The sequence below is a fragment of the Thiofilum sp. genome (genome assembly GCF_016711335.1).
Taxonomy (GTDB): domain Bacteria; phylum Pseudomonadota; class Gammaproteobacteria; order Thiotrichales; family Thiotrichaceae; genus Thiofilum.
The window spans coordinates 1-19,990 of record NZ_JADJTF010000007.1; the positions used below are offsets into that span (position 1 = coordinate 1).

Sequence of the window (19,990 nt, forward strand, 5' to 3'; positions counted from 1 at the left end):
CGTGAGTTTTGGGGGTAGGGGTCCCGCAGCGAGGCAGAAAAGAGAGGGGGGGTACCTTGGGGTGAGGGGAGCTGGGTCCGTGGGTGTGAGGCGTGGGTGCGTACCCCAGGGATTACACAATGAGTATGTAATGTGGGTATGTGTGCGCCAATACACAACGCTTGTGTAATGTATGCGTGTGTGCGTGATACGTGTGCAATGGCAGCACTATCCAGGTTGAGGGCTAATCCGTGGCTCGGCGCGTGGTTTTGGTCTGATTGCTGCTGTGTGACTAGAAACTGCTCTGCCTTTTCAGGGGAAGTGTGACAGCTCGTGTTAACCATGAGCCTCCCCCCTTGAAATCATTGAGGAATAGGAAACGCAAATTTTCACATCGCATTTTCCTTTTATATATATGATTTCTACTACTACTACTCCAGAGGAGTTACTAGGTCAGTATCCTATTCACGAATGTTTACGGGCGTGACACGCTATCCAAACACACAGCACTGTGCCGGGTTTACCCCTGATGCGCTCTGCATTATTACACTGACTTTTATACACCATACACCGCATTATATTACCACGCATCCAGTCACGCACACAACATATGTCACAAGATACCCCTTGTCATGCCTCTTTTTAAGCTATTTATAGCTTAGATGGCGTTTAGCCTTGTCAAACACATATATCCATGCATGCCCCAAAATAAATGTATAAGCTGCAAAAATAACCCTTGCACCTTGCAAACCAAGCTGCTATAACACCAATCAAGCGACGCAATCACGCGACGCCCAAGCGACAACAAACAACACTGTAAGGAGTGTCCCACATGTCAAAGAAACTAGAAATTATAGTCCAATTGTTTATAATATCCGGTGGTCTCATAGCCGTAGCCACAGCATTTATTATTGCTTTTAACGTCACTTTCGGCGGTGCACTATGAGTCCATATGATCAAAAATCACGCATAAATAATGAAGCAACGCTCAAGCGCATTAAGCGCATCGATGTCTACCTAAAGGGTGTGTTGTGTAACGCGTTAGAGCCATGTGAACTGGTTGACACACTGAATGACGACGATCATAACGACGTCTACGACAATCGCAACGACATTGAAAGCGTTGTACAAAAAATGAATGCCGACAACGAATGGCGCGACATGTACCTTAAAATAATATGGAGTGATGTATGATCGACAAGATACACTTTAAACTAGACAAGGAACAGCCATCCACGGGGTTTTGTCGTTTGATGTACACGACAAAAGACATAAACAATAAGACCATGCATTATTGTTTACAAGATGAGGGCTATAACACGATGTTGTTTATGTTGTGCTCAAGCGATGGCGAGCCAATATATGAAGCGAAGTTACCTGTAAATGCGTTTATTACATTTGAGCGCGCCAAGCCCGACGAAAACGATAGCCCATATACGGCAACACTAAAGCGGCTATGTAATGCGTGGATTAATAAGCATGATAGTGGGGTAATTGTATGAGCATATATGACGATACCGATAACCCAACGCAAACATTAACAAACGACGAGTTATATCAGCTTGTTAAGTATGCAACAAACAGCGTAACGGGTACGCTTGCGCGCATAGGGAATGTTCAAGTGATATGCCATAGCTACGCGCTAACACATAAACAATATGAGTTGCTAGATGTGTACTGCAACGCTCTCTACCAAGAGAAGCGCGACGAGCCTGTGGCTTGCTTGCTTTGTGAGTTAAAGACTATACTAAGGATTTACGGGGTGCCACAATGAATAAAATAGATAACGAACTAGCGTTAAAGCATATCCAGTGTTTTGAGGTCTGGTGTGACAGTGAATTAGTTGCAAGTTATACAAAATATGGCTTTACAACGTTACTAAGTTTAACCGATTTTGCAGCATTAGAAAATAATGAGCGCAGCGTGGAAGAATTACTCTTAGACGTAAATCATGTATTCCGCGTGCATCAAAGCGCCAAGCATATGAGTATTGTATGGAAGAAAGTATAAAATGATTTAACACGCTAAAAATAAAAAGGGGGAATGCTACACCATTGTAACATTCCCCTAACGTGTATGATTTCAAACTGTTTACGCAAACGTGTATACATGATCACATCATTAGTTGCAAGCTGCATAGACTAAGGCACACTTTTCTTTTTGACAAAATATAAGTAGACACATATCTAACAGGGTATGCACTAATGCATATCTAACAAGTTACGCACCTATTATGTGTGTAATTATTAAGCAAAAAGGAAACGTGTATGATTCAGGTTGTTTACAAAAGCCCAGCAGGGCACGGGATGATTTTCCCCAAAACCGCTATCGAAGTTCCAGACGTAAAATCATTGTTCAGAAACCGCGACAAAATAGCTAAAATTTTAGTAGAAGACTGGTGCAGCAACAACGTATACTACACCGCTGCACACCACGAGGGTGCAACTAAAGCTATACAGCAGCACGGCAATGGTCACAATGTACTACCAGTGCGCAAGCACATATACTTTAAGTCGCAAGAGATACTCGCATGGGACCTAGACGGTATAGACGTGACAAGGGCACACGATCCGGTACACTTGCAAGCTGTCACGACTGTGTTTGCTGATGTACTTGAGTTGCAGCCTGCAAACTTCACGGTTGTGTATACGGGTAACGGGTACCAGCTGTTTATATATCTACGTCAACAGATACGGCAGCTTAGCTTCTTTGAGAAGCACCGCGCGGACTATGCAAGCCTTGCTGACAAGTTAACAAGTGAATTACACCTAGCCGGTGTACAGGGTGAGGTGGACGTATCCATATGGGATGCGGCACGCCTGCTACGTATGCCGAGCACCATAAATCGCAAGCAGGGCAGGCCGCTCTATACAACAGCGGTACTGCAAGAGTGTTACGATGATGTACACTTCAGCTTCGACGACAACAGCTACCTAAGCACAATCGTGAAGCAAAACATGCCACTAGATGATGTGAGACAGTCGTATGCGACGCCTGACATAGAGACGATGTTTAGCGGCACCGAGCAGGGTGGTTGCTCATTCCTACATGCGGTTGCTCTGAATCCACAGGCGTACCATGAGCCGCAGATATTCGCGGCACTATCGTACCTAGCTAATGCACGTGGTACTAACGAAGTATCAATTGATATCGTTGATGCCGGCACGGGTGAGATTAAACCTACAAAGTTTACAGCAGACACGCTAGCCGACTACATACTCGACCAAGCAAGCACGGGGGTGAGTGCAAGCCTTGCGAGCCTGAACGATGAGCAGAGACGTGCAAAGGTTGAGCATGCTGGTCGCTATGGTGTGCGCCTATGTAGCACAATCCATGCTATGGGGCATGACTGTACGACTTGCAAGCATTGGTGCAAGGTCAAGAGTCCTATACAGCTGAAGAGTGAGGTGCACCTAGCAAGCGCTGACAATGGGTACTGGATCATGGGCAAAAATGGCCCAAAAGAGCCATCATATGCAGACATAGAACAACTGTTCATGACAGAGAAGCAGGTCATCACGCTTGCGTCGGGGGACATGTATGAGTACTCCCCAACGAGTAGGCACTGGGCAACACTAGAGCGGCCACAGGTATACCAGTGGTGGCGAACAAAGCTTGCATATCCCGATGCGCTACGTGAACGACACTTTAACGAGTTCGCTCAACGCGTAGTCAATATGTGCTCAAAAACAAAAAAAGAGGGTGAGGCGTTCTTCGATAGGCCAGGACTTGAGGCAAAAATAAACTTTCGTAATGGCGTGCTGGATCTACACACAAACGTGTTACTGCCGCACAGTGCGTACTATGGCTTCATGTCGTGTATAGATTTAGACTATGACTCCACTGCGACAAGTGACTACTTTGAAGAATGGCTTATGTCTGTATGCTCGAAAGATAGAGAGAAATACACACTGCTTATGGACTTAATGAGCTACGCTCTATGGCCACGTATGGACGACCAAGTGATCGTGTTCATGGTTGGTAACGGGAAGAACGGTAAGTCAACGCTTCTAAACATTCTCAAAGCGATTATGAAAGACAGCGCGTCCACTGTTAGTTTGCAACAGATGCTTACAAACAGATTCATGCTGGCGAATCTACATAAGAAGAATCTAAACATATCGCAAGAGTCGTCGTACGCGAAGCTTAGCTATGAAGAGTGTAACATCCTCAAAAATCTAACGGGTGGTGATGCTGTAACAGCTGAACGTAAAGGCAAGGATAGCTTTATGTTTGAGAACAAAGCCAAGCTATACTTTGCGACGAATACTATGCCAAAGTTTGCGGAGACCACATCAAGCATGCTTAGACGCGTGTTGCATGTATCGTTTGATCAATCATTTCTTACCTGTCGCAGCGAGGTCGGGGAGCGACTTGTAACAACAGAGCTTTCGGGTATAGTTGCGATGCTTGCGCGCAACCTAATGGAGAACATTAGGCGTAATAACGGCCGCTTTGTTATACAACGTGGAGACGTTATGCGAAGCGAAGATATAGTTCTTATAAGCAATAGTTCGTATCAGTGGTTTAAGGAAACATATACTGTCAACGGCATGAAAGCGCACCGCGAATACACGCTTGATGAGTTGTACGTTCAGTTCACACAGTGGTGTGAGGACGAGGGTATTAAGTACCCTATGGCACGTAATACGTTCGCGAAGCAGCTTAGACAGTACATACCTAAAGAGTACTTTGGGCGTAAACGTCTACAGGGGACGCAGTATATCACTGTAAAAGGCATTATGCCCCAGGCAGATGATATACAAATGAATGAACCACTGGACATGCTGTAATATAGGTAGTATGTAGCAACCATGAAAAAGAAAATCGATATAGCAGCAGCTAGGTATTTTGCGAAAGAATGGCGCGATCAGTTTGTGAAAACTCAGAAGAGAGACACAGAAATTGACGTGCGTGAGTTACACAAGATGTATGAGCGTGACCTGAAGGATGTGAAGGGTCCGACGGTCTCAATCAACGGGCTTGCACGTATATTTGCGGAGTTTCCACGCAAACGTAAGGCAATCAAGCACCCACGTACTAAGAAGATCGCGTTCGTAAGTTACTTGCAGTTCTAATTGCTAGGAGCAAAACATGACTGACATCGATTCAGTGTTACCCCTATGGGAACATCAGCGCAGAGGTGTACTCTTCGCGCGCACATGTAATAGACTTGGGTTATTCTTTGACTTGGGTACTGGTAAGAGTCCCACAGCAGCGACCATCCTGCGTGAGCACTATGCTAAGCACGGGAAGATCGTACCAACGGTGATACTTGCACCTAAGAGTGTATGCCATCAATGGGTAGACATGCTGGTCAAGTGGGCGGGCGTTCCACGAGACAAGGTAGTGTTGCTTAGGGGGGCTGGAGCACAGAAGCAGCTAGCGATTAGACACACCCCCAAGGATAGCATCATCATATGTAACTACGAGATGAGCCGGACCGCTGCATGGGCGTCGCTCGTTTGGTGGGGACCACAGGTAGTGGTGTGTGACGAGGCTCATAAGCTTAAGGCGTACAACTCACTGGCGCACAAGAGTGTTTACATGCTAACGATGCATGTGCAACGCCTGTTGCTACTTACTGCTACACCTACAAGCGGCAATCTATTAGATATCTATGGGTTGGCGCGGCTACTGAACGAGAAGGTGTTAGGCCATAACTTCATGGCGTTCCGTAATACGTACTTTGTAGACATCAACGCTGCACGAGCACGCACACAGAGCTACTTCCCGAACTGGCAGCCGAAGAAGGGCGCCGAGACGACAATAATGGACAAGCTTGCACCTTGCTGCATAAAAGCCAGGGCTTTTGAGTGTATTGATCTACCTGAAAAGGTAATCATGGAGCATATCATAGAGTTACCCGAAAAAATAGCAAAAATGTACAAGGCGCTTGCGAAAGATTGGTTAGTTTTTATCAACGAAAACACCGCTGTTACGGCTGAGTTTAAGATTACACAGATGATGAAACTTAGGCAGGTTGCTTGCGGATTCATCATGGATACAGAACGTGGCAACACTGAGTGGCTTGATAACTTCAGACTTGAGAAGCTAGAAGAGATACTCGAAGCGATTCCAGAGGATGAGAGCGTCATCATATGGGTGCCGTTCATCGCTTTGTACGAACGTATTGCAGCCGTGTGTGCGAAGCTGCGCATGAGTGTTGTGTACGTTAAGGGTGGCCAGACCGATAAGGATAGACAGACCGCCATAGAATGCTTCACAAAAAGGAGCATGCAGGTACTTATATCGAACCCACAGGCAGGTGGGGCGGGGCTTAATCTACAAGTTGCAAGGCATGCTATCTGGTTTGCGCATAACTATAACTTATCAGATCATGAGCAGAGCGAGGGTAGAAACTTCAGAGGTGGCAGCATCGACCTACATAAATCAGTTGTGCATCATCATATAATTGCGAAGGGCACGGTAGATGAAGCTGTTTACGCAGCGTTATTACTGAAGAAAAACAACGTGGATAGATTAATGCAAAAAGTTGGTGAGAAAAGTATTGACAACTTGCTAACTATGTTACAAAAGCATGTCGAGGCAAACACATGACAGACTATTACCTGAAACTATTACAAGAGCTGACCGTTAAGCAAGAGAGTGTCTACCATCGTATACATGAGGGTTACCCTAAGTGTACGTCGCAAGACATTATGGAGCTTGCAGATGTTACAACAGCTCTGAAATTACTTGCAGATAGTCTGGAGCATGCTACTCAAATTGAACGTACTGAACGTGTGAAAGCTGGTCTGGAACACTGGTTTACACAGCATAACTAGGAGATATTATATGACGTTAGAACAAATGAATGATGCAATTAAAGAGTTACGAGGCTTGCGCACAAAGATAGATGCTGCAAACGATGTCCTCAAGGGCTTACGTGTAGAAGAAGAGATGCTTGAAGGCTTGCTGATCGAATCACTACAAGAGAATAATCTCAAGAACTATCGTGGTCCAGATGGTTTGATATCAGTGTCTCATAAGACATCCGTGCGTACACCAAAGACTACTGAAGATAAGGAGGCATTCTTTGCTTACTTACGCGATAAGGGTGTGTACGACATGATGATATCCGTAAATTCAGCAACACTTAACTCGTTCTATAAACAAGAGTTTGAGAACGCTGTACTAAACGGTAACGAAAACTTTACAATACCAGGTTTAAACGAAGTGACGCTAACTCCGTCACTAAGTTTCCGTAAGGCGTAGTCGGTTAATCTACGCTAGCATATAATATCCAGGCTAGGCGCTCGCACACACGGGCGTCTAGTTTAAACAACGAAAGTAGAATCTATGAATAACGAATTAATGATTAACGAAGCACAGGCACCTATCGAATTGCACCCTAACTTTGCAGACATGGCAGCTGAGATGGGCATCACAGCAACAGACATCGTGCTACCACGCTTGCTACTCACACAACCAATGTCACCGTACCTATCCGATGGCAGCACTGGTGATACAGTCGTGCGTACTGGTGACATCGTAACGAACGATAGCTACGTTGTAGTTGGTGGTGTAGACAAACCTGTTGAAGTCGTAGCGTTTAAACTTTGGAAAGTATGGAACGAGTACCACATGGTTAGCGGAGAGAAAGAGTACGTTACTAGCTACCCTGTGACAGCAATGAATGCACGCCAAAGATATCAAGAGATTATGGCAGACGGAACAGAAGTCATACGTGACTTCGTGATGAACTACTTCGTGGTTGAGCGTAGCAAACTTGGTTTTGTTGCGACTCCAAGCCTAGTGTCGTTCAAGCGTACAAGCATCAACGCAGGCAAAGCTATCGCTACGATGCTACAGTCATCGATGGTTTTTGGTAAGGCACCTTGGTCTAAATCAATTAAGTTGAGTTCATCTATCATCAAGGATGGCAACCGTACATACGCTGTACTTGTTGCAAAACCAGGTACGAACCTAACCGATGAAGAGATGGCAGCAGCCAATAAAATGTATGGCATTGTTAAGTCGCTTGAGCTTGCAAAGATTGCAGCTGAAGAAACAAGCAGTGTAAGTCTTGACAATGATCGCAACTTGAGTAATGGTGCGAGGACTGTCAGTTTTGCTCCTAGTGACGCTGATGTAATTTAGTTTTTGTTTTAGCGTAGCCGTTTTTACCTTACTTTAAACGACTACGGTTGTAAGGCCCCCATGATTAGACGCACGGGGGCCTTATTTTTAGGAGCAAACATGCTAGTCACGCCCTACCAGTTACAAGATATTATCTATTTCATGGGTCAGCTACCCACGAACACAGCAGTAGCCTTCGACTTCGAGACCACAGGCTTAAGTCCTTACAAGGGTGACACCGCTATCATCATGTCACTTGCCTACCAAGATCGTTGTTACTCTGTGTTCCTGAACGAGATATCCACGCAACACTTACGAAACATATTCTCATTCAAGGACCTACGTTACGTAGCTCACAACGCGAAGTTTGAACTTAGTTTTCTACGTGAGCAGTACGGTATCGAAGTCATGGGTGATGTGTGGTGCACACAAACCATGGAGAGACTCATTGATAATGAGCAGCTAAGCTACTCGCTTGCAGCTTGCGCCTCACGTAGTGGGTTGCCAGCTAAGCACCAACTAATGATTGATTGGTTGAAGAGTAACAAGGGTAGACTATTCACGGATGCACCTACCGATATACTTGTACCATACGTTGAGCTTGATGCGGTCATAGCGCTCGCTCTGTACGAGAAACAACGCCAGGTTATAAACTATCACGGCATGCAGCAGCTCGCACGTACCGAGATGAAGGTCACACGTATACTGCACGATATGGAGTCGATGGGTATGCTTGTTGATAGGGAATATACACGTGAGGCAGCTATCTATGAGACACAGTTACTCGATGAAACATACCTGAAGCTAAGCAAGCTATGTGGCGCACCGTTTGTGGATAGCGCCAAGTTTCTGGCACCTAAACTATTTGAATTGCATAACATCACACTCCCACAAACTGAGAAGGGGAACCCATCGCTTGCGGCTGAGGTACTTGAACAGTACAAGGAGCATGCACTGGTAGATCTTATTCTTACATACCGTCACTATAGTAAGCGTGTCTCCACATACTGGGAAACGTTCGAGAAGATGCTTACTATTAATAGCACGGCACACTTTACGATCAGACAAGCGGGGGCAGCCACCGGACGCTTCAGCTCAACGCCTAATGCACAGAACTGGCCAGCAAACGATGATAAGGAAGCCTACCCCATCCGTCGTGCATTCGTAGCTAGACCAGATTGCAAGATTGTCTCGATCGATTACGCTCAGATGGAGCTGCGCTTGATGGTTGATGAAGCACGCGAGCTAGGCATGGCTCACGACATAACAAGTGGTGTAGACTTCCACCAACGTGTTGCAGATAGTGCTGGTGTTACCAGAAACGTAGCCAAAACAGCTAGGTTTGCAGCCCTATACGGAGCAAGCGCAAAACGTCTAGGCATAACGCTTGGATGCAGCGAGGGTGAAGCTAAGCGTATCAAGGCAGCGCTGGAGCGTGACACCCCGATGATCACACAGTACAGCCATAAGCTACGCAGACAGGTAGAGACTACAGGCATACTACAGAACGCGTTCGGTAGACGCTACACGTTTGCAGATCGCAAGATGAGTTACAAGGCACCTAACTACCGCATCCAAGGTGGGTGTGGAGACATACTTAGGCGTGCACTGATCGGGTGCGATCACTTGCTTAAGACTAGACGCAAGAGCTTGCTATCTACCATGCTGATACCCATACACGATGAGATAGTGTTCAACCTACACACCGATGACCTAGACCTCATACCATTTCTACGACACGAGATGATTGTCGCATACACTGGTGACATCCTAAGCATGAACGTGTCGGTCGCCATAGGAGACAACTTCCATGACCTCGAAGACATGTGAACCAACATCGCTTACCGCTGCACGCCTGCTCAAGACGAAGCGTGAAGCACTACTCAAGAAGCGTGTGATGGATGACTTGCGTACTCTCGCGCAAGCTGGTAATCCTATCTGGTACTACAAGGCGCAAGAGGTGGGACGTCGGGGCATACCTGACATCATCGCTTGTGTGAACGGGCTATTCGTAGCGCTTGAGCTTAAGGCAGAGGGGGAAGTACCAACACCCTTGCAAGCTATGATGCTAGCTAATATGGTGAAGGCAGGATCGAAGAAGGCCGTAGTGGTGATGCCGAGTACATGGCCTGCAATACTAGACGAGGTGAAGGAGTTACTTAAATGAGTACTGAGCCTGAGAAGCTTACAAAGGTGTGTGCAACGTGTGGTGTGGAGAAGCCGTTCGTGTTCTCTCATAACATGGCTCGTGGTGGGTGCTACACGAAAGAGGGAGCACGTACCACGCACTATCAGAAGATATACCTTGATGGTGAGGGTAAGGTTTGGAAGGGGCAGTACTGCTACGATTGCCACCGTAAGAGTGAGGCAATCAAGGCTCGTGCCCGTAACAGAGCGAGAGCACTGATGATGATTGAACGTAAGAAGAAAGCAGGGTTACTATGATTAAGCCGATATTCTACACATGTGTTACATGTTCGATGATACTTATAATTATATTTGTTACACAGTGTACAAGCTGTATGGATAAGGATAGGGAGTTTCTAGCAGACTGCGTGCGCATACGATCTGTTAGTGAATGCAAGGATGCGCTGCGCCGCTAGTTGTAAAGCGTTGTAAAGATTATACATAAAGGAAGGATAAAAATGCTTAATTGTGTTGAATGCAAAAAAGAAATAGCTGAGTGGAAAAAGGAATTAGAATCAGCACTAAGTAAAATTGATGTTTTAAAAGACAAACTAGCGATGCAAACAAGACAAGCAAAAGCATTTGAAAGGCTTTGCGGAGAGTGGCAAAACCACTATATGAAATTAAAAGAAAATATGCGCCGCGAGATAAGAAAAAGGAATACATAAATGACTAACGACAAACAACTAGATGTATATAGTGATGACTCTATTCATTGGTATAAAGAAGCTATACCAGGTGATCGCTATGCCATTATAGAGCGCCAACTAGCAGAGGCACAGCTAAAGATGCATAAGCAAGAGACACTAATACACAATTTACGTGAGTATATAAAAGATCAGGACGAGCTGATTGCTCACTTTCTAAAGATCCATACTAATTGGCCAAAGGAATACATAAATGACTAACGACAAAGTAATTTTAACGATTGAAGTAGGCGAGGACACTTTGCCTCATGATTACCTAAATGCGATTGAAAACGCAGAAAAAATTCGTTCTCTATATGACGAGGTGTTTAGAAAGTATCTTAAGTACTCATTAGACTATAAATATGGCGGCATTGAGATACCAGCCGATGTGACGAGCGAACTGGCTGCACACTTTTGGCATCTATGCCAAGAACACTTTGAGCTAGAAGACAAGCCCAAAAAGGCTTCCTTATTTGAAAGGATGAAAAGATGGATGAGCAAGAAATAAATGACCAAATAATAACAGAACTAACAGAAAAATTTAAGGGAGTAGATCAGCATGAGTTTATTCATATGTTTGCTTCTGCTCAAATTGCTGCATTACTTTGTATTTTAAGATCTAAAGACATAACCACGCAAAAAGAATTTAATAAGTATTTAGACGCAGTTCTTTCACGGCTAGCAAAAGAGTGTAACAAAGAAGAGACTAAGGAATGAGTAAAATACTTACAGTTTTTCTACTTTTATTACTACTTGTGGGTGCTCTTTATACGACGAAACTTGTGCAAAATAGACAGGATAAAACAAAAATATGTTTGTTTATAGAACAGCAAAAATATTGTTGCCTCGGTAACTACTCTGCAAACGCTTTAAAGAACTGTAGAAATGTGTCCACTACTCTAATGCTTGGTGATGGCGTAATTTTAAACCCAGTAAATACATGGATAGAAAATGAATAACGATGAGATTCTATACGACACAATTAAAACTCTACGCTTTAAGCTTCTTGAACTTGAGAAAGAAAATCGCATTCTAAAGAACGATGCTATATTCTACGAGAGTCGTATAAATAAACTAGAGTTTCACTTGGATAACTATAAGGCACAGCTAAATGATGCTCGTGAACAGTTATTAAATAGTGCTCCAAAACAACAAGTTCTATACCAACCAAATAGCACTAATGATATGATAGTTACATGAAGACACTAAAGGTTAAAGCTAAGTCACTAGATGTATGTACCTCAATCGCTGAATCGATCTCTAAATGGGGATCTAAGTTCCACGCACGCTATTTAAAAATAGCTGGCAAGTACTACAACAATAGAACTGGTGAGTTGCTTGTAGACGATGCCTTCACACTAGATGATGATGGCAAGGTTAAGCCGCTCAAAGATGTTAAGCTAGAAAAATTCAACTAGAACGTTACGTCGTTAATCTGAGTGTAGCATTTTACATCAGCGTTTACTAAACGCTTGTTGTCTTCTATTGGTATGTACTCTTCATGCCTTATCTTTTTGATAGGAATTCCAACAAACTTCTTCTGTGTATAAGTGAATCGGCAAAACCCTGGTTTGTCCAGGCATACCTTGTAACGTAGACCACCAACGTAACATATAAAACCAAGTGAATTAAGTTCCTTACGAAACGCTTCGTCATCCAGTGGGTACTCCACGATAGTACACTTAAGCTTCCCCTTATCATCCATCTGGTCACATGCTCGATTGGTCAGACCCTTGTGGCCGTCCCTAACCCTAAGGATCTGCCCAACGAGTGCATGTCTTGGAGACAATGTAGGAGCAACAGTGCATGCACTACCGAGAACTAGTAGTATTGTAAGCTGCAATGTCCTTCTGAACAGCATCAAGTATGATCTTCGCTTCCTGTATGAGTGCTTCAATCTTTGCATCATCCGAGTAGTATCCCTTAGCTTCTTCGTTACGTATCTGCATTTGTAACTCAATACTCTTATCAAGATACTTTCGTGCATCCTTCGAGTTAATAAGATGCATGACTTCAGATGCTAGTGTTAGTGCAGACTGTACAAGAGGTAACATATTACTTCTTGAACGCTTCGATAATCTTAGGCATGTACATAATCTGTACCATCGCTAGCTCAACACCTTCTTGCATATCGATGTCTTTCATTTCTTCTGGTACAGCTTTGATACCGTCAAATGCAGCAGCAATCTTAATCTTGAACTCACCATCGTTCTTCAACACGTCGATGATTGCTCCGATATCATCCATACCGATACCGTCTTTCAAGCGCTTTGCAATGAAGATTGCAAGCTCGTTGATACCGATCAATGCTTCTTTAGATTCTTTAATTCCTACCATAATCTACGCTCCTTATAGTTTCTTATGCTTGCGTATGGCTTTGTTAGCTGCTTCCATACCCTTTGCATAATCGTTAAGGCCATTCGATATGCGAAACACATCACCAACCCTGGCCCACTTAATGTTAAGTCTAAGCTGGTTATGTGGTCTTTCAAAGTCTAAACATTCAAGCCCTACTTTTTCACAAGCTCGTATGTAGTCGCCCCAGATGGCGTCCTTAAAGTCGGGCCACTCAGGGTGGTTGCCTTCCCATACGGTCCAGTCGCTACCACATGAGTACTGATGGGCCGAGTTGTATGCTTGTGCTTTTGATAGATGCTTGCTGAAGAGGTTGTCCTGGGTGTTACCATCTCGAAACACACAGTACGGTTGCCAGTACTCGGGTAGTTCATCACAAAGTGCATCGTAGTAAGGTAGATACAGCTTGTTGCATTCCAGTCGAAACTTATCTCTACGTAGTGGGGTGGTCATCTGTGTGTACCGAACCAGCCACCAAACATACCAGCGATGATAGTTACTATCCACTTAGCCATGCTTGTAACCGTGATACGTGTATGTCTGTCTTGTACAAGTAGATTAAGGCTTGTCTTGATCTCTTTCATGTCAGATTGCAGGTCGTCGATTCTACGCTCTGTTGACTTCTGATTGGCTTGTAACTCACCTAGTATGATATCCTGGTCTGTCATATGTAATTGTTGTGTAAGTAACAGAGAAGCACTGATAGGAATATAAACCACATCAGCATATCCCGTAACACAAAACCCCCTATGCAGTCTTACCATTCAAACATAAACTAGAATAGTTTACATATATTATTTACGTAATGAATACAGTTTCACCACGCGGTAGTATGACAATTCTAACGTCGTTGTGTTTAATGTCAATAACATTGACTGGGTGGAAGTGCCCTACCACGATGGTGCTACAGCCATTCTCTTTTGCTCTCGCAGCCAGCCTATCCTTATGTTCTGGTTTAAGTTTCATGTGTCTATAGATAGTCTGTTTGTTACCCAGTGACTTTAGGAAGCGTATGATCTTACTATTACATGGAGTATCTACAACACGTGGGTGCCCGTTGAATACTTCGTCACCATGCTCGATCCATATATCGTTGATTTTCAGGTATTTTGCAGGCTGTAACTCATGGTTACCGTACAAGTAATCGATGCCTTCCATGGTGTTGTAATAGTTAAACAACCAATCAGCCTTTACCTTATCCTCTGTGTTCTTGAAGTCTACGTTGTCTCCACATAGAATCACGCGATCGAAGTTAACCTTCGCTGTCTCTAGGTCCATCAACGGACTAAGCTCGTAGCGTGTAGTTTCATGCGTATCAGATCTAAAGTATATCTTCATCCGTTCCCCGTTACATCAATCGTTAACCATGCTGTGTTGAGTGTGTTGCGTGCCTTCCAAGGCTTCGCTTCAAACACTGTGTTACCTGGGTTTCTTAACTTGAATACATCAGTTACCCACGCAGCACCGGTCCAGCGTTTTGCTACACCATCATAGAAGTTGATAGCATTAAGCGGGATAAGTGACAAGTCGTATGCGAAGATATCCGTGTCTATAGGGTAACGATTAAACATAGAACTCCTTAGGTATCACTGACTGATGAAACTTTTATATTAGTTACAATGTTTAAAGCGGCGGTACCATTTTGAAAATTCATAATATTACCGTCTTTAGGAAACTTAAAGAATGGCATATGAAGTGCTGCCACATCGTCGTAACTAAACACTGAGCCAACTTGTGGAATGGTTGCTACTGGTTTAAAAAGAAGTAGAGCAAGTGTTCCCGTCACTGAACCACCACCACTCGTAAAACCACGTACTTCTTTGATCCCTTTTGTACCATTAGCGAGAGGTAAAATCATTACAGCATTACTTCCGCTATTACCTGCTAATGTAATGATAACTGAAGGGCTATTATATTCAACGTTATCATTGGCAAGATATCTCATCGAGCCAACACATGATGTGCCCCCTAGCGCAGAAGTTGATACAATCATTGCATAAACACCAACTCCATCGGTATGTCTAGGTAATGCTGCCACTGTAAATACTTGTTCTGTTGCCGTAGCTATATTTATTCCACCAGCTCCGACTAAATAATCGAACATTATTTGAGATACACCGCCTGTTACTCCGCCGGTTGACCCACAAATTGATTGTATGTTTGTTACTAATAACGATGACCCTGCGGAAACCGGTGCTTTAATTTTTGAATAGATGCTTGTTGTTTGCGCTTCTTGCGTAAGAGTTGTTGGAAATGTATGGCCAGTTCCTATCTGATCAAAGTTACCAGAGAAAAAAGATTTAACTGTTCCAATGGTCATCGAATATACATTGAGTCTAGTTTGCTCAGTATAATTGGCTATCTTAAAGCGTAAATCAGCAACATTAGTTATTGGCATTTTAATTCTCCGTTACTGCGAAAAAAGTGTTAGCAAAGCGAAAGCCTAGATTAATAGCGAGCGATGATGTCCATAATCTAAACAAGCACGCATCCGAAGGAATATCTACAAGAGGCATTGAATTCGCTGGTGCTCCCATTATGTTGTTAGGAACAATCAATAACGGTCGTATAATTGTAACTGCAATATTTCCGTTGGTACCTGTCGTACCAGTTAGCGTAATACTCTCGACACTTCGTACACCTGTGTCGCCATCAAAAAACGGAAGTATCCAAGCTCTAGTCTGAGCTTGGTCGCCAGTTCCGCCAATAGCAACAAGAGGGGTTTCGCGATTCGCAACGCCATCTTGATTGGTGTACTTTGCTTTTACTGTTGTAGCTGTAGCACCAATAAGCGCCGCTATTTCTAATGAAATAACATTACCAACACCACCCGTATTACGGGTGGGAGCGAGTGTAAATGTTTGTTCTGTTGAGAGAACACCACTTAGTCCACTCACTGCACATAATCGGTCGCAAAGTATAAAATTACCAATATGCGCTTGCTGTGCTACGCTGCCTGTTGCATGGGTAATTGTTAGCTTGCCAGCACTAGGAGAATTGTAAAGCACACTACCATTACTCGTTCTAGAGTAAGTTTCAGCAGTTCCACCAGGATAAGTACCAAATCCATCGGTACTATTACCTATCCAATCAGTGTACATTTTATAAGCAGTAGTTGCGATTGTGCCTGCTCCCCCACCACCTTGACAGCCAGATGTAAAAGAGTGCAAGTGTTGTGTCTTCGAGAAGTCAGAGGTCTTGTTTACGAAGTCATCTAAATTAGTAAAAGCCATTTTCAAGCCTCCGTTAGCTGTAAATTTAAGAATGTATCAGGAGTAATATTGCTACCATTGTAGTATGCAAGCATTAAACATGCACCAGCAGGTATTGTTGCAAGACCTTTAAACCCTGCCTGTGTAATAACCGGTACGCCTGCGGCTGCGTTGAATATCTCTCTCATGATTGTTACACCAAAATTGCCAGCGGTTCCCGTTGTGGCAGAAAGTGTTACACTCTCTACGCTTTGCACGCCAGTATCGCCATCCATTAGCGGAACTTCAATAAGAGCACTAGCCACACCAAACGCTGTACCACCAATGCGAGTTGCTCCCGATATTCTACCAGCGGTACCAGCTTGATTGGTATAATTAACAGTTAGTGTCGAAGACGTGCCGCCAACACTTGTATAAACTTCTATAAATATTTTGTTACCAACACCACCAGTGTTGCGCGCAGGCGCTAGACCTGTTGTCATTTGTTCAGTTGTAACGTTAGCGACAAGTCCGCCGATTGCAGCCATGCGGTCGTACAACACAACCGCGCCGTTTACTGAAGCCATCGAAGACATAAAGCCTGTCAGGTATAAACTGTTTACGCCTGTTGCTAGCGCGTAAGGGAGACAGCCTGCGCTCGTGTTGTCGTAGGTTGCAGCAGTTGTTGGCGTTGCTCCTGAACCGCCAGTCCCATCGTTCTTCCACGCTGAGCGATAGGCATTACCTAATGCACCTTGAGCGACACCAGCGCTTCGATTAAGTTTAAAGGCAAACAAGCTTTGTGTTTTTGTAGCATCTGTCTGCTTATTAAGCAGGTCAGAGTAACTTGTGAAAGCCATTAGTCGTTACCCCAGTTAATTGACTTCGATATGATGGCGGCCTTTGCAGTTGCAATCAAGCTTGCAAGTGAATCAAGGTTGTTGCCGCTTGCCCAAATATAAGTTGGGTTAGCATCGATTAAACAAGTAATGTGTAACTCTTGCACATGAGCGTTCTCGTGACGTACTTCAATCTGCCAGTCGCCTTGTGGTGCTACATAAATTAATTCTTGCATGGTCATTCTCCTTAACTGATATCAATCCAAATGTCGCCAGCTGCCGGTCCTACAGGCTCCGTCGCTGATACGGTGATCTTCACAACACCTAGGTTACTGCGTGCAGTAGCCACGTTGTTTAGGTCCGATAGGTTTGATGCAATCTTCAGCTGAGCATCGTTCGATACGTTGCTTAGGTCAATGTTCGCAACGTTATTCAAGCTTAGTGTAGTTTTAGCAGCCGCTGCATCTACTGCTGTCAGTAGTGCGGTACCAGTAGCGGTCTGTCCGTGCGCATTCGCCGCGCCGTTGTGTGCTGTAACAGCCGCAGCAGCGGTGCCTGAAGCATCCGCCCCCACCTGTGCAGCTGTATAGTCACCGTTCTGTGCAAGCACATCACCCGTGCGGCCAAAGACTGAGTCTACAGCACCGCCAACACCACCGCTACCAGTCTCGTCAAAAGTTCCTGTGAATACGTTAAATACTTGTGCCATGTCTTACACTCCTACAAAGGTGTAACCGCTTACTTTGTTAAGCGCGTTGTAGGTTACGGTTAGTACACCAACCGATATGGTCTTAGCTACGTCGGAGTAGTACGTAACAGTCTCTACGTTACCTGCACCGTTGCCAGCTGCTACGTATGTCATCGCTGTGGCTACGTGAGCAGGGACTGGTGAAGCACCAGACATCTGCAACCCCTTAGTAGATGGGTTGAATGAGCTGATGATTGCTTCGGACATTGTTACGTTACCTGGATTATTGATTGCCATAAAGTCTCCCGTTTATAGTTTATCTTGTGGATACCATTTGTCTAGTTTCTTTTTTAAAATCGGCACCATACATGGAACATAGATGATAGCAAGTATTGCAGCACCGATCCAGCCTGGTATCTTACATAGTGGAGCTAGAAAGTTTCCAGCTGTAAGAGCTACTAGCCCACCCACTAAGAACAAAGCAAACATTACAAAAGTCTTCATCATCTCACCTCTTCACATTGCAGTAAGTAGTCACTCACCGCTACACACGTTGTTGACCGAACGATAACCTTGCTCGCACACGCACTACACAGTAACAGTAGAAGAATTAGAAGGTGTTTCATGTTACTCCAACTCGAACGATAGAGAGAAGCGTGTAGCAGACGCGTTCCAACCTGTTACAGAACCCCAGCCAGATGGTGTGTGATATATATCTATCAAGTCACCTGCTACCACTGGTATCTTAGGGAACTCGGTATCTGTAATCAGCTCGCCTGTCCCATACAAGTCACCCACTTTATAACGTTGAAAAATATCAACACCATTTTTACGTAGTATAAATACTGAATATGTTGCTGCCGTTCCACCAGTACCAACTATAGACGTTGCGACGCCTGCCTTCAAATAACCAGATCTACTACACTTGAACACGCCTGTGCTTGTATCGTAGGCACCGTGTGTATCAACAATTTTTGTAGGCATTTTAAGTACAGCACCAGGGTTTGCTACTGAAGTGGGTGTACCAGTATACGTTGCAACAACAGGTGCAGCCTGCATGCTAGTCTGCGGAGAGGCGAATTTGGCTATCGCCAATGTTGCTTTATTCCCACTTACCCCAGAACCTAATAAACTTATTACACCCACAGTTGAACTAATTTTTATTTGTATAGTATCACCACACACATAATTATCTGTCCAATTTAAAGATGCTAAAATTACACTAGAGGCAGGAATAGTATAATACGTCATCGTCTGCTGTACGCCATTTTTAAATAAATGGATTTCTACATTACCAGCCGCCGCACTATTAATTGGAATATTAGCTAAGGCATTTATTCTACCAGACGATTTTACTGTATATGTATCTACCGACCAACCACCAACTGTATCTACTGTAGCGGTAAAAGGTACTGTTGCGATAGCCCCTACAGCAGTAGTCGCGATAGAAGAACCATTAAATACAACATCTCTTCCTCCCACATCACTGCTCATCACAGCGTTCGATGACCAGCCGAGGATTGGGATTTCAAAATTAACGGATAATACTTCGCCAGTAACTAATGATGAACCTGTAGCTGGAGTAAGGACAGACTGACCTGCGCCACTTCTTTGACCAAAATAGACAAAGTTATTTGCAGTACCAATTACCGTCATATCAACTTGAACTACATCATTATTATTGCGCCATAACGAACCAACTATTTTAGTATTAGCATAATCCGCAATACCACTAACATTACCACTAACACCCCCAAAACCTAAAGTCATTGATGCGGTAACCGCTGTAGCTGCACCTGGGGTAAACTTACCTTGTACTTTTAGTACCGCGCCCTCTCTCCAACTGTATACGCTAACGTTAGTAACTGTACCAAAGCCAACAAATATGGGCGTATATGCTACTGGATCTGTTATGATAGCTCCTCTAGCAACGTCTTGCTTACCAAGGAACAAGTTGTACACGCCGATCTGCGGGGTGGT

The 19,990-nt window shown here is 44.2% G+C and carries 24 protein-coding genes; 14 read left to right on the forward strand and 10 right to left on the reverse strand.

The features are described from left to right. The first annotated feature begins 1,749 nt into the window (after positions 1–1,749). The 14 genes from IPL34_RS20460 to IPL34_RS20525 all read left to right on the forward strand — a co-directional run bounded on the left by IPL34_RS20460 (position 1,750) and on the right by IPL34_RS20525 (position 12,355). Positions 1,750–1,989: a hypothetical protein gene (locus tag IPL34_RS20460; RefSeq protein ID WP_296843383.1), complete on the forward strand. Its 240-nt coding sequence runs from the start codon at positions 1,750–1,752 to the stop codon at positions 1,987–1,989. Positions 1,990–2,246: 257 nt separating this feature from the next. Beyond that, positions 2,247–4,772, forward strand: a complete 2,526-nt coding sequence (locus IPL34_RS20465) for a phage/plasmid primase, P4 family (RefSeq protein WP_296843384.1) — start codon at positions 2,247–2,249, stop codon at positions 4,770–4,772. Positions 4,773–4,793: 21 nt separating this feature from the next. Further along, positions 4,794–5,057 carry a hypothetical protein gene (locus tag IPL34_RS20470; RefSeq protein WP_296843385.1) on the forward strand — a complete coding sequence of 88 codons (264 nt, stop codon included), beginning with the start codon at positions 4,794–4,796 and terminating at the stop codon, positions 5,055–5,057. Between the two features lie 16 nt (positions 5,058–5,073). Beyond that, on the forward strand, positions 5,074–6,540 hold the full coding sequence (locus IPL34_RS20475) for a DEAD/DEAH box helicase (protein WP_296843386.1): 1,467 nt from the start codon (positions 5,074–5,076) through the stop codon (positions 6,538–6,540). Positions 6,541–6,777: 237 nt separating this feature from the next. Continuing rightward, positions 6,778–7,197, forward strand: coding sequence for a hypothetical protein (locus IPL34_RS20480; protein ID WP_296843387.1), 420 nt, complete (start codon positions 6,778–6,780; stop codon positions 7,195–7,197). Positions 7,198–7,281: 84 nt separating this feature from the next. Further along, positions 7,282–8,082, forward strand: a complete 801-nt coding sequence (locus IPL34_RS20485) for a hypothetical protein (RefSeq protein WP_296843388.1) — start codon at positions 7,282–7,284, stop codon at positions 8,080–8,082. Positions 8,083–8,181: 99 nt separating this feature from the next. Next, complete coding sequence (locus IPL34_RS20490) at positions 8,182–9,891, forward strand: DNA polymerase (protein WP_296843389.1); 1,710 nt, start codon at positions 8,182–8,184, stop codon at positions 9,889–9,891. After that, positions 9,872–10,228: a hypothetical protein gene (locus tag IPL34_RS20495; protein WP_296843390.1), complete on the forward strand. Its 357-nt coding sequence runs from the start codon at positions 9,872–9,874 to the stop codon at positions 10,226–10,228. Before IPL34_RS20490 ends, IPL34_RS20495 begins: the two co-directional genes overlap by 20 nt. Before the next feature lie 478 nt (positions 10,229–10,706). Continuing rightward, positions 10,707–10,916, forward strand: a complete 210-nt coding sequence (locus IPL34_RS20500; protein ID WP_296843391.1) for a hypothetical protein — start codon at positions 10,707–10,709, stop codon at positions 10,914–10,916. Beyond that, positions 10,917–11,156 carry a hypothetical protein gene (locus tag IPL34_RS20505; protein WP_296843392.1) on the forward strand — a complete coding sequence of 80 codons (240 nt, stop codon included), beginning with the start codon at positions 10,917–10,919 and terminating at the stop codon, positions 11,154–11,156. It abuts the gene before it with no gap. Next, a complete protein-coding gene (locus IPL34_RS20510; protein WP_296843393.1) occupies positions 11,149–11,445 on the forward strand; it encodes a hypothetical protein in 297 nt (98 codons plus the stop codon). The genes IPL34_RS20505 and IPL34_RS20510 overlap by 8 nt, the downstream gene beginning before the upstream one ends. Continuing rightward, the gene (locus tag IPL34_RS20515; RefSeq protein ID WP_296843394.1) at positions 11,427–11,654 is read left to right on the forward strand and encodes a hypothetical protein; all 228 of its coding nucleotides are present in this window, start codon (positions 11,427–11,429) and stop codon (positions 11,652–11,654) included. Before IPL34_RS20510 ends, IPL34_RS20515 begins: the two co-directional genes overlap by 19 nt. A gap of 234 nt (positions 11,655–11,888) precedes the next feature. Beyond that, positions 11,889–12,137 (forward strand): hypothetical protein, encoded by a 249-nt coding sequence (locus IPL34_RS20520; RefSeq protein ID WP_296843395.1) that lies wholly within the window; start codon positions 11,889–11,891, stop codon positions 12,135–12,137. After that, positions 12,134–12,355, forward strand: coding sequence for a hypothetical protein (locus IPL34_RS20525; protein ID WP_296843396.1), 222 nt, complete (start codon positions 12,134–12,136; stop codon positions 12,353–12,355). The genes IPL34_RS20520 and IPL34_RS20525 overlap by 4 nt, the downstream gene beginning before the upstream one ends. A 637-nt stretch (positions 12,356–12,992) precedes the next feature. On the opposite strand, the gene IPL34_RS20530 is transcribed toward IPL34_RS20525, so the two are convergent. The 10 genes from IPL34_RS20530 to IPL34_RS20570 all read right to left on the reverse strand — a co-directional run bounded on the left by IPL34_RS20530 (position 12,993) and on the right by IPL34_RS20570 (position 19,972). Next, positions 12,993–13,274 (reverse strand): hypothetical protein, encoded by a 282-nt coding sequence (locus IPL34_RS20530; RefSeq protein ID WP_296843397.1) that lies wholly within the window; start codon positions 13,272–13,274, stop codon positions 12,993–12,995. 816 nt (positions 13,275–14,090) lie between these two features. Further along, positions 14,091–14,630 carry a metallophosphoesterase family protein gene (locus tag IPL34_RS20805; RefSeq protein ID WP_366931114.1) on the reverse strand — a complete coding sequence of 180 codons (540 nt, stop codon included), beginning with the start codon at positions 14,628–14,630 and terminating at the stop codon, positions 14,091–14,093. Further along, complete coding sequence (locus tag IPL34_RS20535; protein WP_296843398.1) at positions 14,627–14,863, reverse strand: hypothetical protein; 237 nt, start codon at positions 14,861–14,863, stop codon at positions 14,627–14,629. The genes IPL34_RS20805 and IPL34_RS20535 overlap by 4 nt, the downstream gene beginning before the upstream one ends. Positions 14,864–14,871: 8 nt before the next feature. Beyond that, positions 14,872–15,690, reverse strand: coding sequence for a hypothetical protein (locus tag IPL34_RS20540; RefSeq protein ID WP_296843399.1), 819 nt, complete (start codon positions 15,688–15,690; stop codon positions 14,872–14,874). Position 15,691: 1 nt separating this feature from the next. Further along, positions 15,692–16,525, reverse strand: coding sequence for a hypothetical protein (locus IPL34_RS20545; protein ID WP_296843400.1), 834 nt, complete (start codon positions 16,523–16,525; stop codon positions 15,692–15,694). A 2-nt stretch (positions 16,526–16,527) separates the two neighbouring features. Further along, positions 16,528–17,343 (reverse strand): hypothetical protein, encoded by an 816-nt coding sequence (locus tag IPL34_RS20550; RefSeq protein ID WP_296843401.1) that lies wholly within the window; start codon positions 17,341–17,343, stop codon positions 16,528–16,530. Next, on the reverse strand, positions 17,343–17,558 hold the full coding sequence (locus IPL34_RS20555; RefSeq protein ID WP_296843402.1) for a hypothetical protein: 216 nt from the start codon (positions 17,556–17,558) through the stop codon (positions 17,343–17,345). Before IPL34_RS20555 ends, IPL34_RS20550 begins: the two co-directional genes overlap by 1 nt. An 11-nt stretch (positions 17,559–17,569) precedes the next feature. After that, a complete protein-coding gene (locus IPL34_RS20560; RefSeq protein ID WP_296843403.1) occupies positions 17,570–18,031 on the reverse strand; it encodes a hypothetical protein in 462 nt (153 codons plus the stop codon). A 288-nt stretch (positions 18,032–18,319) separates the two neighbouring features. Continuing rightward, complete coding sequence (locus IPL34_RS20565; RefSeq protein ID WP_296843404.1) at positions 18,320–18,517, reverse strand: hypothetical protein; 198 nt, start codon at positions 18,515–18,517, stop codon at positions 18,320–18,322. Between the two features lie 120 nt (positions 18,518–18,637). Continuing rightward, positions 18,638–19,972, reverse strand: a complete 1,335-nt coding sequence (locus IPL34_RS20570) for a hypothetical protein (protein WP_296843405.1) — start codon at positions 19,970–19,972, stop codon at positions 18,638–18,640. Between the last annotated feature and the right edge of the window lie 18 nt (positions 19,973–19,990).

Bases quoted from the DNA above. Each gene is read 5' to 3' on its own strand.
- IPL34_RS20505 (WP_296843392.1), top strand. From the start codon at position 10,917: ATGACTAACGACAAACAACTAGATGTATATAGTGATGACTCTATTCAT.
- IPL34_RS20465 (WP_296843384.1), top strand. From the start codon at position 2,247: ATGATTCAGGTTGTTTACAAAAGCCCAGCAGGGCACGGGATGATTTTC.
- IPL34_RS20485 (WP_296843388.1), top strand. From the start codon at position 7,282: ATGAATAACGAATTAATGATTAACGAAGCACAGGCACCTATCGAATTG.
- IPL34_RS20475 (WP_296843386.1), top strand. From the start codon at position 5,074: ATGACTGACATCGATTCAGTGTTACCCCTATGGGAACATCAGCGCAGA.
- IPL34_RS20495 (WP_296843390.1), top strand. From the start codon at position 9,872: ATGACCTCGAAGACATGTGAACCAACATCGCTTACCGCTGCACGCCTG.
- IPL34_RS20565 (WP_296843404.1), bottom strand. From the start codon at position 18,517: ATGATGAAGACTTTTGTAATGTTTGCTTTGTTCTTAGTGGGTGGGCTA.
- IPL34_RS20520 (WP_296843395.1), top strand. From the start codon at position 11,889: ATGAATAACGATGAGATTCTATACGACACAATTAAAACTCTACGCTTT.
- IPL34_RS20480 (WP_296843387.1), top strand. From the start codon at position 6,778: ATGACGTTAGAACAAATGAATGATGCAATTAAAGAGTTACGAGGCTTG.
- IPL34_RS20560 (WP_296843403.1), bottom strand. From the start codon at position 18,031: ATGGCACAAGTATTTAACGTATTCACAGGAACTTTTGACGAGACTGGT.
- IPL34_RS20490 (WP_296843389.1), top strand. From the start codon at position 8,182: ATGCTAGTCACGCCCTACCAGTTACAAGATATTATCTATTTCATGGGT.
- IPL34_RS20500 (WP_296843391.1), top strand. From the start codon at position 10,707: ATGCTTAATTGTGTTGAATGCAAAAAAGAAATAGCTGAGTGGAAAAAG.
- IPL34_RS20525 (WP_296843396.1), top strand. From the start codon at position 12,134: ATGAAGACACTAAAGGTTAAAGCTAAGTCACTAGATGTATGTACCTCA.
- IPL34_RS20555 (WP_296843402.1), bottom strand. From the start codon at position 17,558: ATGCAAGAATTAATTTATGTAGCACCACAAGGCGACTGGCAGATTGAA.
- IPL34_RS20470 (WP_296843385.1), top strand. From the start codon at position 4,794: ATGAAAAAGAAAATCGATATAGCAGCAGCTAGGTATTTTGCGAAAGAA.
- IPL34_RS20510 (WP_296843393.1), top strand. From the start codon at position 11,149: ATGACTAACGACAAAGTAATTTTAACGATTGAAGTAGGCGAGGACACT.
- IPL34_RS20545 (WP_296843400.1), bottom strand. From the start codon at position 16,525: ATGGCTTTTACTAATTTAGATGACTTCGTAAACAAGACCTCTGACTTC.
- IPL34_RS20515 (WP_296843394.1), top strand. From the start codon at position 11,427: ATGGATGAGCAAGAAATAAATGACCAAATAATAACAGAACTAACAGAA.
- IPL34_RS20535 (WP_296843398.1), bottom strand. From the start codon at position 14,863: ATGTTTAATCGTTACCCTATAGACACGGATATCTTCGCATACGACTTG.
- IPL34_RS20460 (WP_296843383.1), top strand. From the start codon at position 1,750: ATGAATAAAATAGATAACGAACTAGCGTTAAAGCATATCCAGTGTTTT.
- IPL34_RS20530 (WP_296843397.1), bottom strand. From the start codon at position 13,274: ATGGTAGGAATTAAAGAATCTAAAGAAGCATTGATCGGTATCAACGAG.
- IPL34_RS20540 (WP_296843399.1), bottom strand. From the start codon at position 15,690: ATGCCAATAACTAATGTTGCTGATTTACGCTTTAAGATAGCCAATTAT.
- IPL34_RS20550 (WP_296843401.1), bottom strand. From the start codon at position 17,343: ATGGCTTTCACAAGTTACTCTGACCTGCTTAATAAGCAGACAGATGCT.
- IPL34_RS20805 (WP_366931114.1), bottom strand. From the start codon at position 14,630: ATGAAGATATACTTTAGATCTGATACGCATGAAACTACACGCTACGAG.